Origin of the sequence: Arthrobacter sp. CDRTa11 (assembly GCF_026427775.1) — a bacterium.
Classification (GTDB): domain Bacteria; phylum Actinomycetota; class Actinomycetes; order Actinomycetales; family Micrococcaceae; genus Arthrobacter.
The window spans coordinates 3,406,558-3,422,633 of record NZ_CP044532.1; the positions used below are offsets into that span (position 1 = coordinate 3,406,558).

Annotated in this window: 13 protein-coding genes; 2 read left to right on the forward strand and 11 right to left on the reverse strand. The window is 64.6% G+C overall.

Going from position 1 to position 16,076, the window contains the following annotated elements:
• Positions 1-70: 70 nt before the first annotated feature.
• Positions 71-1,183: an MraY family glycosyltransferase gene (locus F8G81_RS15375; RefSeq protein ID WP_267275558.1), complete on the reverse strand. Its 1,113-nt coding sequence runs from the start codon at positions 1,181-1,183 to the stop codon at positions 71-73.
• Between the two features lie 304 nt (positions 1,184-1,487).
• Here F8G81_RS15375 and F8G81_RS15380 point away from each other — a divergent pair, with 304 nt between their 5' ends.
• Complete coding sequence (locus F8G81_RS15380) at positions 1,488-2,384, forward strand: glycosyltransferase (protein ID WP_267275559.1); 897 nt, start codon at positions 1,488-1,490, stop codon at positions 2,382-2,384.
• On the opposite strand, the gene F8G81_RS15385 is transcribed toward F8G81_RS15380, so the two are convergent.
• From F8G81_RS15385 to argS, 10 genes are all read right to left on the reverse strand, one after another.
• Positions 2,381-3,139 (reverse strand): WecB/TagA/CpsF family glycosyltransferase, encoded by a 759-nt coding sequence (locus F8G81_RS15385; protein ID WP_267275560.1) that lies wholly within the window; start codon positions 3,137-3,139, stop codon positions 2,381-2,383. The two genes, F8G81_RS15380 and F8G81_RS15385, sit on opposite strands and share 4 nt — an antisense overlap.
• Complete coding sequence (locus F8G81_RS15390) at positions 3,136-4,071, reverse strand: L-threonylcarbamoyladenylate synthase (RefSeq protein ID WP_267275561.1); 936 nt, start codon at positions 4,069-4,071, stop codon at positions 3,136-3,138. Before F8G81_RS15390 ends, F8G81_RS15385 begins: the two co-directional genes overlap by 4 nt.
• A 15-nt stretch (positions 4,072-4,086) precedes the next feature.
• Positions 4,087-4,956 (reverse strand): peptide chain release factor N(5)-glutamine methyltransferase, encoded by an 870-nt coding sequence (gene prmC, locus F8G81_RS15395; RefSeq protein ID WP_267275562.1) that lies wholly within the window; start codon positions 4,954-4,956, stop codon positions 4,087-4,089.
• 13 nt (positions 4,957-4,969) lie between these two features.
• Complete coding sequence (prfA, locus tag F8G81_RS15400) at positions 4,970-6,043, reverse strand: peptide chain release factor 1 (RefSeq protein ID WP_267275563.1); 1,074 nt, start codon at positions 6,041-6,043, stop codon at positions 4,970-4,972.
• Between the two features lie 241 nt (positions 6,044-6,284).
• A complete protein-coding gene (gene rho / locus F8G81_RS15405) occupies positions 6,285-8,564 on the reverse strand; it encodes a transcription termination factor Rho (RefSeq protein ID WP_267275564.1) in 2,280 nt (759 codons plus the stop codon).
• Positions 8,565-8,859: 295 nt separating this feature from the next.
• Complete coding sequence (gene thrB, locus F8G81_RS15410; protein WP_267275565.1) at positions 8,860-9,834, reverse strand: homoserine kinase; 975 nt, start codon at positions 9,832-9,834, stop codon at positions 8,860-8,862.
• Position 9,835: 1 nt separating this feature from the next.
• Entirely contained in the window at positions 9,836-10,942 is a 1,107-nt protein-coding gene (thrC, locus tag F8G81_RS15415) for a threonine synthase (RefSeq protein WP_267275566.1), read from the reverse strand.
• Positions 10,943-12,295 carry a homoserine dehydrogenase gene (locus tag F8G81_RS15420; protein ID WP_267275567.1) on the reverse strand — a complete coding sequence of 451 codons (1,353 nt, stop codon included), beginning with the start codon at positions 12,293-12,295 and terminating at the stop codon, positions 10,943-10,945.
• Entirely contained in the window at positions 12,296-13,756 is a 1,461-nt protein-coding gene (gene lysA, locus F8G81_RS15425; RefSeq protein WP_267279246.1) for a diaminopimelate decarboxylase, read from the reverse strand.
• Positions 13,757-13,767: 11 nt separating this feature from the next.
• The gene (gene argS, locus F8G81_RS15430) at positions 13,768-15,417 is read right to left on the reverse strand and encodes an arginine--tRNA ligase (protein WP_267275568.1); all 1,650 of its coding nucleotides are present in this window, start codon (positions 15,415-15,417) and stop codon (positions 13,768-13,770) included.
• A 189-nt stretch (positions 15,418-15,606) separates the two neighbouring features.
• Between argS and F8G81_RS15435 the strand changes: the two genes are divergently transcribed.
• Positions 15,607-16,074, forward strand: coding sequence for an FMN-binding protein (locus F8G81_RS15435; protein WP_267275569.1), 468 nt, complete (start codon positions 15,607-15,609; stop codon positions 16,072-16,074).
• Positions 16,075-16,076 lie beyond the last annotated feature (2 nt).

Sequence of the window (16,076 nt, forward strand, 5' to 3'; positions counted from 1 at the left end):
AGAGCTGAGTGAAGGCAGCGTTTGGCCGCCCCTGAATTCTACACGAGATAGAAATATTTCCTTAACGCTGTTACGCCGGCGCCTGGTCGTTACGGCGGCTGAGGTACGGCCACGCGGTGATCAGGCCCATAACCAGAGTGGCGAAGAGGTCAACCGAGAGCACGATCTGCCACGGGAACACTGCAAAAGCCAGCCCCCCAAAGGACAGAATGGCAGTCCAGAGGTACATCAGGATCACCACGGTCCGGTGCGAATAGCCGATGTCCAGGAGCTTGTGGTGCAGATGGCCGCGGTCCGCAGACCATGGCGAACGCCCGCGGGCTGTGCGGCGTACTACTGCCAGGCCCAGGTCAAGCAGCGGCAGGAACAGCACGGCGAACGGCAGGAGGATGGGAATGACGGTTGAAATACCGTTGGCGCGGTCGTACAGGCCTGAGGTGATCTGGCCGGTGGAGACGATACCGGCAGCGGACATCAGCAGGCCGATCAGCATTGCCCCGGAATCTCCCATAAAAATCTTGGAGGGGAACCAGTTGTGCGGCAGGAATCCGATGCAGCTGCCCACCACTACGGCGGTGATGAGCGTCGCCAGGTCCGAATAGTCCAGGAGTACGGCGTTTCGGTGCACCCAGTAGGCGGTGAAAAAGAATGCTGTGCCGCCGATGATGGCCACGCCGGCAGCCAGGCCGTCCAGCCCATCGATGAAGTTGAAGGCGTTCATGGTGGTCACGATCAGCCCGGCAGTCAGCCCCACCCTGAGCATCTCATTGTCCAAAGTGATCGGTTCCGGTACCCAGGGGACAATGGTCATTCGGACTCCCCAGATGGCCACCACCAGGGCTGCGGCACTTTGTCCGATGAGCTTTACCCACCAACGGATGTCCAGCAGGTCATCGGCTACGCCCACCAGCACGATCAGCGCGGCTCCGGCGAGGATCCCCCATGGGGAAAAGTTGTTCCGGTAGATGTCCTTCACAAAAAAGGACTGGCTGGCCACAATCAGCGCAACCATCACCCCCAGGAAGATCGCTACGCCGCCGAGACGTGATACCGGGGTGGAATGCATATCCCGGCTGCGGATGGGCATGTGCAGTTCAAGCCTGTTGCCGATCACGCGGGCAAGCCAGGTCATCGAATAGGACACGACGGCAGCCGTCAAGCCCATGAGCAGGTACATAATCATGCGATGGCGGCCGTTTCGTCGGTGTGCCCTGCAGGCCCTGGAAAGGGCGCAGGCTCAGGCTGCTGCCCGTGCAGGTGCTCCTCGATTGATGGGCTCACTGGCCGGGAATCTGACTTTCGATAAATGAAACTTCTCCGTCGCCGGGCGCGCAGCAGGCAGTACGTTTTCTTGTACGCAGTGCCTTACAGGGCTGTATTACAGTGGACTCTAGTCAAGATACTAGCGCCAACGGCTCCATGGCTTCGCGCCACACTGGCGCATTGCGAGCGGGGAACACCCTGAAGGCCATGCTGAAAGGAATCCCATGCCCGTTCGGGTTGCTGTCGCCGCCGTGACATTTAACCGTCACAAAGAGCTGGCTGTCCTGTTGGACGCCATCAACGCCCAGTCCGCAACGGTGGACACGATTTGCCTCGTTGACAGCGGCACGGAACCGGCCAGGGACGTGGCCGCCAAGCATTCCAACGTCGATTACGTCCGCTCCGAGGCCAACCTCGGCGGGGCGGGCGGCTTTGCCCTCGCCGCCCTCAAAGCTGTTGCCAGCGGTGCCAAATGGATCTGGATGATGGACGACGACGCCGAGCCGGCCGACGCCGAATGCCTGGCCACGCTGTTGCGCGAGGCCGAGGCACGCGACCTTGAGGCTGTGGTCCCGCTGGTGACGGCGCCGGGCCATCCGGACCGGCTGTCCTTTTTCTTCCGCCTGGACGGCAAGGTTACCCACGACCGGGCAGAGGTGGAAAAGCTTGGCTTCATGCCGGATGACGGCCACTTCTTCAACGGCGCGCTGATCCGCTCTGACGTCTTTTTCAAAGTGGGCCTGCCGGACATGCGCCTCTTCATCCGCGGCGACGAAGTGGACTTCACCATCCGCCTGCGGAAGGCGGGCATCCGCTTTGGCACTGTCACCACCACTGCCATCACCCATCCGCATGCCTTCACCGAAACCAAGCACGTCTACGGCGCCGGCTGGCATGTGATTGTGCCGGAGTCGGCGTTCAAGCGCTACTACTACTACCGCAATCGCGGTTACCTGATCAGGCGCTACTTCCGCGTCAAATCGTTAGTGGCCGACGTCGGCGGTTATGTTGGTTATTTTGCCCAGCGCAGGGACCTGCCCGGTTTCCTGGACTGGGCGAGGTCGTTCACCACCGGTTTGCGGGCCAAGGGCTTCGCTCCCCTGGAGGACCAGAAGTTCTAGGGGTTCCGCCGGAGGCGGCGGCGGGCCAGGAGCCAGAGCAGCACCCATGGCTCGCCGAACACCCGGTAGGCAACCCGCCGGGGGTGCAGGATCAGCCGCCATGCCCACTCCAGGCCGAGCCTGCCCAGCCATCGGGGTGCGAGCTTCTGGATTCCCGCCAGTTGTTCGATGGCCCCGCCAACGGTGCAATAGATCGCCGGCGGCAGTGAACCAATCCGGCGCTGGAGCACGGACTCCTGCAGCGGCATGCCCAATCCGAGCAGGACAAGCTGGGGCCGCTGCTCCTCGAGCCACGCGGCTGCGGCTTCTTCGGCGCTGTCATTCCAGCCTTCGCCGGGAATACCCACTACCGTGGCCGACGGCACAATACCCTCCAGCCGCAGGACTGCCTTGGCGTTTGCTTCAGGTCCTGCCCCGATGACTGCGATCCGCTCAAGGCCGGCCACCTGGCCCAGGGCAGGGATCCAGTCGGTGGAACCCAGCCGGTAATCCATCACGGCCCCTGAGGCCTTGCGGGACCTGCTCCACAACCACAGGACGGGTGCGCCGTCGAGAAGCACGACGTCGCTGTCTTCGTACAGTGCACGGAATGCCGCGTCCGAATGGGTAAGCGTAACGCTGTGCAGGTTGTGTCCAAGGACGGTCCTGGTGGTCCCGTCGGCCACAAAACCTTCAAGGACATCCATCAGTTCGGCTACCTTCAGGGGTGTGGCGTCAATGCCCAGGACAGGAATCTGCTGCCGAGCCAGCGTCATCCGGCGTCGGATTCCCGCGGTCCGGCGGCGCGCTCCGCCACAGCAGGCTGCGTTGTGCCCTGCTCCGGCCCCGCTGCGTCTACTGGGGCTGCGTCTACAGGAACTGAGTCTGCAGGGACTGCCTGGGTTTTGTCAGCTTCGGGCTTTGCCTCCGGCGTCTTTTCCATTGCAGGCACCTCCGGTGCCGCGATCGCTGTCGGGACTTCTTCCCCTGCCAGTGGCTCTTCCTTTGCCGGCTCTTCTTCCGCGGCCGGCTCCTCGGCCATCGGAACTTCTCCCAGCCCCAGGACACCCGGCACGTGTTCACGCAACTGCGCCAGCGTCACGGCGCCATTGCGCACCACGCGCAGGAGAGGGCCGGTGGCGTCCACAATGGTGGAAGGCACGGCTTCGGCACTGTTGAGCGGCCGGACACCGCCCTCGAGGTAGACCTCCACGGAGTCGGCGAGCTGGGTACGTGCTTCGGCGGCCGTCTGTGCCGGCGCCTGGCCGGTCCGGTTGGCGGACGACACAGCCAGGGGCCCGGTGAGCGTGAGCAGGTCCTGGGCAACCTCGTCTGCAGGCATCCTGAGGGCAACGGTTCCCCGGGTCTCCCCCAGGTCCCAGTCCAGCGATGGCTGGGCATGCAGGATCAGGGTGAGTCCGCCGGGCCAGAAAGCCTCGGCGAGCTTGCGTGCGTCCGCGGAAACATCTGTGGCCAGTCCGTCCAGCGCGTTAAGGCGCGGGATCAGGACGGGCGGAGGCATGGTCCGGCTGCGTCCCTTGGAGACCAGCAGCATGGTGACTGCGTGCGGTGAGAAGGCGTCCGCGGCGATCCCGTATACCGTGTCGGTGGGCAATACCACGCACTTTTTTTCGCTGATGGCACGCTGGGCATGCTCCAGTCCCAGGGCGCGCTGATCATCGGACGTGCAGTCGTAGGTTGTGGTCACTGGCCTATTCTTTCATCACTCAGGAGGCGGACCGGCAAGCGTGGCGCTGGTGGCGCGTTCTTTGCCGTTGAGATCCAGATGCGTGGTGATCCGCGTCCAGACGCCGGCGCGCTTCATCATGGTGGCGATCCAGGCCGCCTGCACCTCGGCGTGTTCCATCACGAAGTAGCCGCCCGGAACCAGCAGCCGCGCGGCTGAGGCCGCTGCCGCCGTCGGAAGTTCCATGCCGTCAGCTCCCCCGCCGTAAAGCGCCTCCGGGGGATCGTGCAGGGCCACTTCCGGCTCGTTCGGGACGGCTTCGGCGGGGATGTACGGCGGGTTGGACACCACGGCGTCGAACGTTCCGTTGTGCTCGGGCAGCGCGTTCCGCAGGTCCCCCAGGACAAGTTTGACGCCCAAGGGCGCCAGGTTCCTGGCTGCCCACGCGTGGGCGAAGGCGCTGTACTCCACGGCGTGGACGTCAGCGCCGGGGATCTCGTGCGCAAGTGAACCGGCAATCGCGCCGGAACCAGTTCCCAGGTCCACAATCCGCGGGTGCGGCATGTCCTTGACATGGTCAATCACCAGCTGCACCACGGATTCGGTTTCAGGACGCGGAATAAACACGCCGGGCCCGACGGCGAGCTCAAGGTACCTGAAATGAGCTACACCCGTGATGTGCTGCAGCGGAATCCGTCGCGCCCGCTCGGCAACAATCTCGGCATAGCCTTCCGGTGCGGGTGCATCACCCAGCATCAAGGCCCGCAACCGGCCCAGCCCAACACCCAGCAGGTGGTCCGCCAGCAGCTCCGCATCCACGCGGGGACTGGGAACGCCGGCGTCCTGGAGTACGGCAGTTGCTTCGCTGACGGCAGCGGCGAGGGACTGCCCGGAGCTGATGGTCATTCTGATCCCGCAGCTATTCCCCGATAGCGTCCAGGCGTGCCTGTTCGTCCATCTCGATGGCTGACTGAATCACCGGCTCCAGGTCGCCGTTCATGACCTGGTCAAGGTTGTACGCCTTGTAACCGGTGCGGTGGTCGGCAATCCGGTTTTCCGGGTAATTGTAGGTGCGGATGCGCTCGGAACGGTCCATGGTGCGGATCTGGGACTTCCGCTGGGCCGAGTTCTCGGCGTCGATCTGCTCCTGCTGATGCGCCAGGATGCGGGCACGCAGGACGCGCATGCCGGCTTCACGGTTCTGCAGCTGCGACTTTTCGTTCTGCATGGCCACCACAATCCCGGTGGGAAGGTGCGTGATGCGGACAGCTGAGTCAGTGGTGTTCACGGACTGGCCGCCGGGGCCTGAGGACCGGTAGACATCGATCTTGAGGTCGTTCTGGTTGATTTCGAGCTCTTCGGGCTCGTCAACCTCGGGCAGGACCAGCACACCGGCAGCCGAGGTGTGGATGCGGCCCTGCGACTCCGTCACGGGCACACGCTGGACGCGGTGCACACCGCCTTCGAACTTCAGCCGGGCATAGACGCCTTCAGCCGGATCGTTGGAGTTGCCCTTAACGGCCATCTGGACGTCCTTGTACCCGCCAAGATCGGATTCTGTGGCTGAGATGAGTTCAGTCTTCCAGCCGCGCGATTCCGCGTACCGGGTGTACATCCGCAGCAGGTCCCCGGCGAAAAGGGCAGCTTCGTCGCCGCCTTCGCCACCCTTGACCTCCAGGATCACGTTGCGGGCATCATCAGGATCGCGCGGAATGAGCAACCGGCGCAGCTTGGCGGCAGCCTCCTCCAGGGCAGCCTCCAGCACCGGCACCTCGGCAGCAAACTCAGGGTCCTCCCCCGCCATCTCCCGGGCCGCGGCAAGGTCATCCTCAATGGCATGCCACTTGTTGTAAGCCTCCACAATGCCGTTCAGCTGAGCGGAGCGCCGCCCCAGCTTCCGGGCAAGCCGCTGGTCAGCATAAACAGCAGGATCCCCCAGCTGCGCCTGGATAGCATCATGCTCATCAAGCAGGCCCTGTACGGACTCAAACATTTTTCAAAACCTTTCGTTCTGCGCCCTATTTTAGTGGGGCGCAGGAATCCATTCCCAAAGCAGGCCGGGCAAACGGTGACCCGGGCACACGACGCGCGGGTTTTCCGCCCCGGGAGTGGCATCGGGCCTGCCGGAGCGTGGTGGCCAAGTCCGTCAGGACATGGCCACCACGCGAAGGGGCGGGGGCGGAAAACCCGCGTGGCGAACCACGCGAGGCATCCGCACCCCGCCCCTAAACTAGCTACTTGTCGTTATCGGACTTCGCACCAAGCGTCGTCTTCTGGACCTGCATCAGGAACTCGACGTTGCTTTGGGTCTCCCGGATCTTGTTGGTCAGCAGCTCAAGGCTCTGCTGCGTCTCGAGCCCGGAGAGGACGCGGCGCAGCTTCCACATGATCTTGACTTCCTCGGGGGAAAGCAGGTTCTCTTCGCGGCGGGTGCCGGACGCGTTGACGTCCACGGCCGGGAAGATGCGCTTGTCTGCCAGCTGGCGGGACAGGCGGAGCTCCATGTTGCCGGTGCCCTTGAACTCTTCGAAGATGACCTCGTCCATCTTGGACCCGGTCTCCACGAGTGCCGTTGCCAGGATCGTCAGCGAGCCGCCGTTTTCGATGTTGCGGGCAGCACCGAAGAAGCGCTTCGGCGGGTACAGGGCTGCGGAGTCCACACCACCGGACAGGATGCGGCCGGAGGCCGGTGCTGCCAGGTTGTAGGCGCGGCCCAGGCGGGTCATGGAGTCCAGCAGGACCACCACGTCCATGCCCATCTCCACGAGGCGCTTGGCGCGTTCGATGGAGAGTTCGGCAACAGTGGTGTGGTCATCGGCGGGACGGTCGAAGGTGGAGGCAATGACCTCACCCTTGACGGTGCGCTGCATGTCCGTGACTTCTTCGGGGCGTTCGTCCACGAGCACCATCATGAGGTGGACCTCAGGATTGTTGGTGGTGATGGCGTTGGCAATGGACTGCAGGATGAGCGTCTTGCCGGCCTTGGGCGGCGAGACGATCAGGCCACGCTGGCCCTTGCCGATGGGTGCCACGAGGTCGATGACACGCGGACCGATCTTTTTGGGGTCGGTCTCGAGGCGCAGGCGCTCGGACGGGTACAGCGGCACCAGCTTGGCGAACTCGACACGGTCCTTCAGCTCTTCGGACGTCTTGCCGTTCACTGACGTGACGCGGACCAGTGCGTTGAACTTCTGGCGTGCGGACTGCTGGCTGCGGTCTTCGCCATCGCGGGGAGCGCGGATGGCGCCAACCACCGCATCGCCCTTGCGCAGGTTGTACTTCTTGACCTGGGCCAGGGACACATAAACGTCGTTCGGGCCCGGCAGGTAGCCGGACGTACGGATGAACGCGTAGTTCTCCAGGACGTCAAGGATGCCCGCTACCGGCAGCAGGACGTCGTCCTCGGTGACCTCGACGTCGTCGACGTCAGGGCCCTGGGCACGTCCGCGGCGGCGGTCGTTGCGGTCACGGAAACGGTCGTTGCGGGAGTTGTTGTCCCGGCTGTCGCGGCTGTCCCGGCCGTCCTGGCCGCCTGAACGGTCGTTGCGGTCGTTCCTGTCGCGGCGGTTCCGGCGGTTCCGGCGGCTGCCACCGTCTGAATCGTCACTGTCCCGGCCGATCTCCCGGGTGTCTTCCCGCCGGTTGCCGTCGCGCTGGCCTGAATCGCGCTGGCCGGCGTCACGCTGAGAGGAGTCACGCTGGCCTGCGTTGTCGCGGCCGCCGTCGGCAGCCTCACGTGCCGGGGTATCCCGTGCAGGTGTCTCGCGTGCCGGGGTCTCACGTACCGGGGTCTCGCGGGCTGCGTTATCCCTGGCACTATCCCTGGCACCGCGGGTGCGGCTGCTTCGGTCCGCCCGTGCACCGTCACCGGACTCGACGGGCTGCGACTCAATGCGCTCTGCCGTGCGCTGCTCGGCAGCAGGCTGCTCTGCTGCGGCTTCAACGGCTTCGGCAGCCAGAGGAGCAGAGGCAACTGCTTCTCCACGGCGGCGGTTACGGGTGCGGGGCTGGCGACGCTCGCCGGCGCCTTCGGCCGCGGTCTCGCCCGATTCGGCGGCGGGCGCTTCGACGGCGGGGGCTACTGATGCGGCGGGAGCTTCAGCGGAAGGAGCCTCTGAGGCGGGAGCGGCAACAACGCCGTCGCTTCCGGCCCGGCGGCTGCGGCCGCGGCCACGTGCCCGGGTTCCCTCGGCGGCCGGGGCCTCCGCAGCTTCGCTGGCTGCCTCAACCGGTGCTGCTGCGGCGGGAGCGGCCTTGTTCTCGGTCGCCTTCTCAGTGCCCTTGACCTGGGCCTTGGTGACCGGCGTGCCCGAACGGTGGGCGGAAATGGCAGTAACCAGGTCCCCCTTGCGCATGCGGGATCCGCCGGAAATACCCAACTGGCTGGCAAGTGCCTGCAGTTGGGCGAGCTTCAGGCCGGCAAGGCCGCTGCTCTTTGCGGGCGCGGCCGTTGATGATCCGGCAGCAGAAGATGATAGTTCCACAGCTGAAGACAGCTCAGTGGTTTCGGTCACGAAGGATCCTTCCCCCTCGACGGCGTCCAGACTGGGAGCTGGACGCGATGATTTGATCTGGGCTGCAGGTTCAGATCTGCAGCCGGGATTTCGGCCTTGCCGGTTGGATTTCGGCCAGCAGGGCCGGATACTGATTCACCTTCCGTTCCGCATTAACGGAACGGCGGGCTGACGGTTCAGGGCAGACAATGAGGCTGCGGGTTCCTGCGACAGACCAAGCAGGCGGCACCGGAAAATATTGCGCAGTAGGAGACCAAACAGCAACTAAGTGCAATGGAAGATCAGATAGGCGGAACTACCGCCGGTGCAAGTCCACCTTAGCACCTTCGACGTCCACTGCCAGCTTCATCACGCGCCAGGCAATGTCAGGCGTGTTGGCCTGGGTGAAGTCTTCGATGAACCTGACGACGTCGGCGGCTTCGGCCTCGCCGTTGGCGAGGACCAGTACCGTGGGCCCGGCGCCGGAGACAACGGCCGCCCGTCCTGTTGTGCGGAGGGCCGTGATGAGGGCTGCGCTGGGGCGCATGGCCGCGGCGCGGTAGCTCTGGTGGAGGTAATCCTCTGTTCCGGCGTGGAGGAATTCCGGTTTTTGCGTCAGCGCGAGGATCAGCAGCGCGGCGCGGCCCGAGTTCATGGCTGCTGCGTGGTGAGCCACTGATGCAGGCAACAATGCCCTGGCCGCCTCGGTGGAAAGCTCATAGTCAGGCACGGCAACTATGGGAACGACCGACTCTGCCACCGTTGCGCAGGTACTGCTGTACCGGTCACTGTCCTGCCAGGACAGCGCCAGTCCGCCAAAAATAGCCGGTGCCACGTTGTCCGGGTGTCCTTCCAGCTCGCTGGTGAGCTGCAGAACCCAGTCCCGGCCCCGACGGTTTTGCGCCGGGACCAAAGCGTTGGCCGCGGAAACGGCGGCCACCACGGCACATGCCGAGGATCCCAGCCCGCGGCCGTGCGGGTTCACATTTTCCGCCGTGACCTTCAAGCCGCCGTGGCGGTAACCGAGACGCGCGAAAGCGGCCTCCATTGCTTTGATCACCAGATGGCTGGAATCCCGCGGAAGCGTATCCGCCCCCTCGCCGCTGAGCTCAAAGACGAGTTCGTCCGTCTCCAGGCTCTCCACGGTCAGGGTGTCATAGAGCGCCAGCGCCAATCCCAGGCTGTCATAGCCCGGCCCGAGGTTTGCGCTGGTGGCCGGGACCCGGACCGTTACCTGCTGTCCGGCGTCGATGAGTGGCAGCCCAACAGTGGTCTGCGAGGTGGCGTCCACGCTATTTTTCTTCCAGTCCCAATTCGGCCGCAACCGTCACAACGTCGTTGGAGACCTTGACGGGCTGTACGTCGCTGCCGTCTTCGGTGCGCAGGGCCCACTGGGGGTCCTTGAGGCCGTGTCCGGTGACCGTGATGACGATGGTTTTGCCGGCAGGAACCTCACCGGCGGCGTGCTTCTTGAGCAGGCCGGCGACACCGGCTGCGGAGCCGGGCTCCACAAAGACACCTTCGCGGGCGGAGAGCCAGCGGTGGGCGTCCAGGATTTCCTCGTCCGTTACGGCATCGATGAATCCGCCGGACTCATCCCGTGCTTCGATCGCTCCGTCCCAGGAGGCGGGGTTGCCGATCCGGATGGCGGTTGCAATGGTGTCAGGTTCGGTGATGGGGTGGCCCGCCACGAAGGGGGCCGCGCCGGCAGCCTGGAAGCCCCACATTTGCGGGGTCCTGGTGGACACGGCAGGAAGGGTTCCGGCGGTCTCGGATTCGAACGGGGCCGAGTATTCCTTGTACCCCTTCCAGTATGCCGTGATGTTGCCGGCGTTGCCGACGGGGAGCACATGGATGTCCGGGGCGTCGCCGAGGGCATCGACGATCTCGAAGGCCCCTGTCTTCTGGCCCTGGATGCGGGCCGGGTTGACGGAGTTGACCAGGAAAACGGGGTAGGACTCCCCCAGCTTCCTGGCAATGTCCAGGCAGTTGTCGAAGTTGCCGTCAACCTGGAGCAGCGTGGCGCCGTGGGCGATCGCCTGGCTGAGCTTGCCCATGGAGATCTTGCCCTCCGGGACCAGCACAGCGCACTTCAGGCCGGCCGCCGTGGCATAAGCGGCGGCGGAGGCTGAGGTGTTGCCGGTGGATGCACAGACAACAGCCTGGGCGCCGGAGGCAACGGCGGCCGTCATGGCCATGGTCATGCCGCGGTCCTTGAAAGAACCGGTGGGGTTCATCCCCTCGACCTTGAGGTACACGGTGGAACCAGTCAGTTCGGAGAGCTTCTGCGCGTGGACCAGCGGGGTGCCGCCCTCGCCCAGGCTGATGACCCGGGTGGATTCCGTCACGGGCAGACGGTCAGCGTATTCGCGGATAACGCCGCGCCATTGGTGAGCCACTTAGACTCCTTCTACCCGCAGAACGGATGTAACTGAATTGATAACGTCCAGGCCCTTCACGGCCTCGACGGTGGCTGCGAGGGCAGCCTCGGATGCGCGGTGCGTGACAATCCGCAATTCGGCGGATTCCACGTTGGACGCTGTGTCCTTGTGGATGGTCTGCCGCATGATTTCGATGGAGACGCCATGCTCGGCAAAGAGCTGTGCGATGCGGGCCAGCACGCCCGGCTGATCCGCGACGTCGAGCCCGATGTAGTAACTGGTGGTGGAGGACTCGATGCCCAGGGCCGGAACGTGTCCTGTGGTGGTCTCGGTGCGTCCGGGGCCGCCCAGCACGATTCGGCGGGCCGCGGAGACGAGATCGCCCAGTACGGCAGACGCCGTCGGAGTTCCTCCCGCGCCCTGGCCATAGAACATCAGTTCGCCGGCGTTCTCAGCCTCGATGAAGACAGCGTTGAAAGCACCGTGCACCGCGGCGAGCGGGTGTTCGCGCGGAAGCAGGGTGGGGTGCACGCGCACCGATACACCTTCGGTGCCGTTGGTTTCCGTGCCTAGGTCCGTGCCTGCGTCCGTGCCTGCGGCAGGAAGCTTTTCTGCGATGGCCAGCAGTTTGATGACAAAGCCGGCGTCCTTGGCTGCGGCGATGTCCGCCGCGGTCACCGAGGTGATGCCTTCACAGTGCACGTTCTCCAGGGCGAACCGCGTGTGGAAGGACAGCGAGGCGAGGATGGCAGCCTTGGCGGCGGCATCGTGGCCCTCGACGTCGGCGGTGGGGTCCGCCTCCGCGTAACCGAGGCGCTGGGCCTCTGCCAGGGCGTCCTCAAACTGCGCGCCGGTGGTGTCCATCTGGTCCAGGATGAAGTTGGTGGTGCCGTTGACGATGCCCAGGACGCGGGTGATCCGGTCCCCGGCCAGGCTGTCGCGGATGGGCCGCAGGATGGGGATGGCGCCGGCAACTGCGGCTTCGTAGGAAAGCTGCACGCCTGCCTTGTCGGCCTCTTCGTAGAGCGTAGGACCGTCCTGGGCCAGCAGGGCCTTGTTGCCGGTGACCACGCCGGCGCCGTTGCGGAGGGCCGAAACGATCAGCGAGCGGGCAGGTTCAATCCCGCCGAGCAACTCGATCACGAGGTCGGCATCCTTCACCAGGGTGTCGGCGTCGGTGGTGAACAGTTCCTGCGGCAGGTCAACATCGCGGCGGGCGTTGACGTTTCGCACGGCAATGCCGCTGAGTTCCAGCCTTGCACCGGTCCTGGCGGCAAGGGTGTCGGCGTCCTCAATGAGAATCCGCGCAACCTGGGCCCCAACGTTGCCACAGCCCAGCAGGGCTACTTTCAGGGTTCGCATTTCCGTCATTCAGACTCCCATGTCGCGGTTGAGCAAATCTTCTTCGGTTTCCCCGCGGACAATCAACCGGGCAGATCCGTCGCGCACCGCGACAACGCCCGGCCGGGCCAGATAGTTGTAGTTACTCGACAGGGCCCAGCAGTAGGCGCCGGTACCCGGTACAGCAAGCAGATCACCGGCTGCCACGTCCTCGGGCAGATATACATCTCTAACAACTATGTCGCCGCTCTCGCAATGTTTGCCCACCACGCGGGACAGCTGCGGAGCTGCCAAGGACGTGCGGGAGGCAAGAATCGCCGAATAATCCGCGTCATAGAGCACCGGGCGGGCGTTATCGCTCATGCCGCCATCCACCGACACATAGCGACGCGGATGCGTAACGTTCTCCGGCCCTTCCGCCTTGGCAGGCGCGTCGACGCGGACGGTCTTCAGCGTGCCCACCTCGTACAGCGTGAAGGTAGTGGTGCCAACGATGGCCCGGCCGGGTTCGATGGAAATCCGGGGTGCCGTAATGCCCAGTTCGGCACACGTGGAACGTACGACGGCGGCCATCGCCTGCGCTATTTCAGCTGCGGGGCGGGGGGTGTCAACGGGAGTGTAGGCAATTCCGTAGCCGCCGCCGAGGTCCAGTTCAGGCATCGTTACGGAGTATTTCTCCTGCATGGCGGCGAGGAAGCGCAGGAGTTTCTCGGCTGCCAGCGCAAAGCCGTCCGGCTCGAAGATTTGGGATCCGATGTGGCAATGCAGGCCCAGCAGTTCAATGCCCGGATGCGCCGAGGCTGCTGCCACGGCTTCCTCGGCTGCGGACAGGCCTGCCTTGTCGGTGGAGTCTTCGGCCATGGACAGGCCGAACTTCTGGTCCTCATGGGCAGTGGCGATGAATTCATGAGTGTGGGCATGGACACCAGGCGTCAGGCGGAGCATGACCTTGGCTTGTTCGCCGCGGTGCTGGGCGATGGCGCCGACGCGGACCAGCTCATCGAGGCTGTCCACCACGATCCGGCCCAGGCCCATGTCCAGCGCCCGGTTGATCTCGGCGTCGGACTTGTTGTTACCGTGCAGTGCCACACGCTCACCTGAAATGCCGGCGCGCGCGGCTACTGCCAGCTCGCCACCGGAGGCTGTGTCCAGGCGCAGGCCCTCTTCCTCCACCCACTTCACCACGGAGGTACAGAGGAAGGACTTTCCGGCGTAGTAGACGTCCACTCCCCCGCAAATATCAGCGAACGCAGCGTCGAAGGAGTCTTTGAACGCGCGTGCCCTGGCACGGAAGTCGGCCTCGTCCATCACAAAAAGCGGTGTTCCGAACTGTTCCTTCAGGGCGGCGACGTCGAGTCCGCCCACTGTCAGGACGCCGTCGTTGTTCCGCTTCACGCTGCCCGCCCACATGGGTTCGTGGAGGGCGTTCAGGTCCGCCGGCACCGACAGCCAGCCGGGAGCCAAGGGGGACGCTGCCTGTCCGGTCTGCACTGACACGGTGTTCACATCCGTTCCGGCGCAGAGACGCCAAGGAGGTCAAGGCCATTGGCCAGTACCTGGCTGGTGGCATCGTTGAGCCACAGCCGGGTGCGGTTGACGTCGGTGACCGGTTCGTCACCCAGGGGAGCCACGCGGCAGGCGTCATACCAGCGGTGGTAGGCGCCGGCGATGACCTCAAGGTGGCGGGCCACGCGGTGCGGCTCGCGCAGCTCAGCGGCCATGGCAACAATCGACGGGTAGCTTCCCAGGTAGGAGAGCAGCTCGTTTTCCGTGGCGTGGTCCAGCACAGACGCGTCGAAGGCGCTGCGGTCCACGCCGGCGGCAACGGCGTTCCGGGCAGCACCGCGTGAGCGCGCGTGGGCGTACTGCACATAGAACACAGGGTTCTCGTTGCTGTGCTTCTTCAGGAGGTCAGGATCCAGCGTCAGCGGGGAGTCCGCTGGGAAACGGGCCAGTGAATACCGCACCGCATCCTTGCCCAGCCAGTCAATGAGGTCCTTGAGCTCGATGATGTTGCCGGCGCGCTTGGACAGCTTCGCTCCGTTGACGGAGACCAGCTGGCCAATCAGCACCTCGATGTTTGCCTCCGGGTCATCGCCGGCACAGGCCGCGATGGCCTTGAGCCGGTTGATGTACCCGTGGTGATCTGCGCCCAGCAGGTAGATCTTCTCGGTGAAGCCCCGGTCCTTCTTGGAGAGGTAGTAGGCAGCATCGGCGGCGAAGTACGTTGGCTCGCCGTTGGCCCGGATCATCACCCGGTCCTTGTCGTCCCCAAAGTCGGTGGTGCGCAGCCAGACGGCGCCGCCGTCGTCGTAAACATGTCCCTGTTCACGGAGGCGGGCGACGGCACTTTCGATCGCCCCGGCGTCGTGCAGTTCCTGTTCGGAGAAGTAGACGTCGAAGTGGACGCCGAAGTCCGCAAGCGTGGACCTGATGTCCTTCATCTGTGCCTTGTAGGCGGCGGCCCGAATAACGGGAATCGCGGCCACCTTGGTGAGTTCACGGATATCCGGGTGTTCGGTGAGCACCTCGTGGCCGAGGTCGGCAATGTACTGTCCGGGGTAGCCGCCGTCGGGAACCGGCAGGCCGTGGAGCCGCGAGTACACCGACTGGGCAAAAACGTTCATCTGGGTACCGGCGTCGTTGATGTAGTACTCCGCGGTGACTTCCGCTCCAGAGGCGCGCAGCACACGGGCGATGGAGTCGCCCAGGGCGGCCCAGCGGGTATGGCCGATATGCAGCGGACCGGTGGGGTTCGCCGAGACGAACTCCATGTTCACCACGTGGCCGGCCAGCACGGAAGTGGTTCCGTAGGCAGGTCCGGCTTCCACGATGACCTTGGCCAAAGCACCTGCTGCCGCAGCGTCAACGGTGATATTGAGGAATCCCGGCCCCGCGATGTCCACGGCCGAAACGCCGTAGATCGTCTTCAGCCGGGCACTGAGGATGGTGGCAAACTCCCGCGGGTTGGTCCCGGCCTGCTTGGCCAACTGCAGGGCAATGTTGGTGGCCCAGTCGCCGTGTTCCCTGTTCTTAGGACGCTCCACTCGCACCTCGGCAGGCACGGCTGATACAGCAAGGGCGATTTCGCCTGCGGCGACGGCATCCTTCAGGCAGGCGGATATGGCGAGGGAGAGTTCTTCGGGAGTCACGCCTCTAGCCTACCGGGGCCCGCCACGTGGAGGAATTTGGCATGTCCGGTCATTGCGCCTGGCTTCCTTCACAGCGGGCGTGCGGCTCTTTCACAGGAACTGCTGGCGAAGAACACAGAATGAACCATTACGCTGAATCCGACGTTGTGATCAGCGTAAGCACCCCCCGCCAACGAAACGAGCCCCTACATGAGACCGTCAGTCCGCAAGAGTGTTTTCGCCGGAATCGCCGGCATATCCCTTATTGGAACGGTGGCCGGCTGCGCACCCTCCGCCACTCAGAACACGCCTGCAACCCCCGCCGGTGGCACCTCCAGCAGCGCGCCCGCGGCAACATCGTCCTCCTTGGCCACCAGCGGCTCCACCTACAAGGACGGAACGTACAACGCCGACGGAACGTATGTCTCGCCCAACGGCACCGAAACAGTTGGCGTGGAACTGACACTCGCCTCGGGCAAGGTCACCGCCGTCGAGATCACCCAGCACCCGTCCAATCCGAACACGCGCAAATTCCAAGGGGAGTTCGCGGGCGGCATCGCGGCCCAGGTGGTCGGCAAGAGCATCGACGAAATCAAGGTTTCCAAGGTGGCCGGGTCATCGCTAACCAGCGGCGGCTTTAACGACGCGGTGGAAAAGATCAAGTCGGAGGCCAAGTAGGC

What these genes read in the sequence shown, in the direction of transcription:
- F8G81_RS15375 (WP_267275558.1), bottom strand. Translation starts at nt 1,183, where the DNA reads ATGATTATGTACCTGCTCATGGGCTTGACGGCTGCCGTCGTGTCCTAT.
- F8G81_RS15380 (WP_267275559.1), top strand. Translation starts at nt 1,488, where the DNA reads ATGCCCGTTCGGGTTGCTGTCGCCGCCGTGACATTTAACCGTCACAAA.
- F8G81_RS15385 (WP_267275560.1), bottom strand. Translation starts at nt 3,139, where the DNA reads ATGACGCTGGCTCGGCAGCAGATTCCTGTCCTGGGCATTGACGCCACA.
- prmC (WP_267275562.1), bottom strand. Translation starts at nt 4,956, where the DNA reads ATGACCATCAGCTCCGGGCAGTCCCTCGCCGCTGCCGTCAGCGAAGCA.
- prfA (WP_267275563.1), bottom strand. Translation starts at nt 6,043, where the DNA reads ATGTTTGAGTCCGTACAGGGCCTGCTTGATGAGCATGATGCTATCCAG.
- F8G81_RS15420 (WP_267275567.1), bottom strand. Translation starts at nt 12,295, where the DNA reads ATGACGGAAATGCGAACCCTGAAAGTAGCCCTGCTGGGCTGTGGCAAC.
- F8G81_RS15435 (WP_267275569.1), top strand. Translation starts at nt 15,607, where the DNA reads ATGAGACCGTCAGTCCGCAAGAGTGTTTTCGCCGGAATCGCCGGCATA.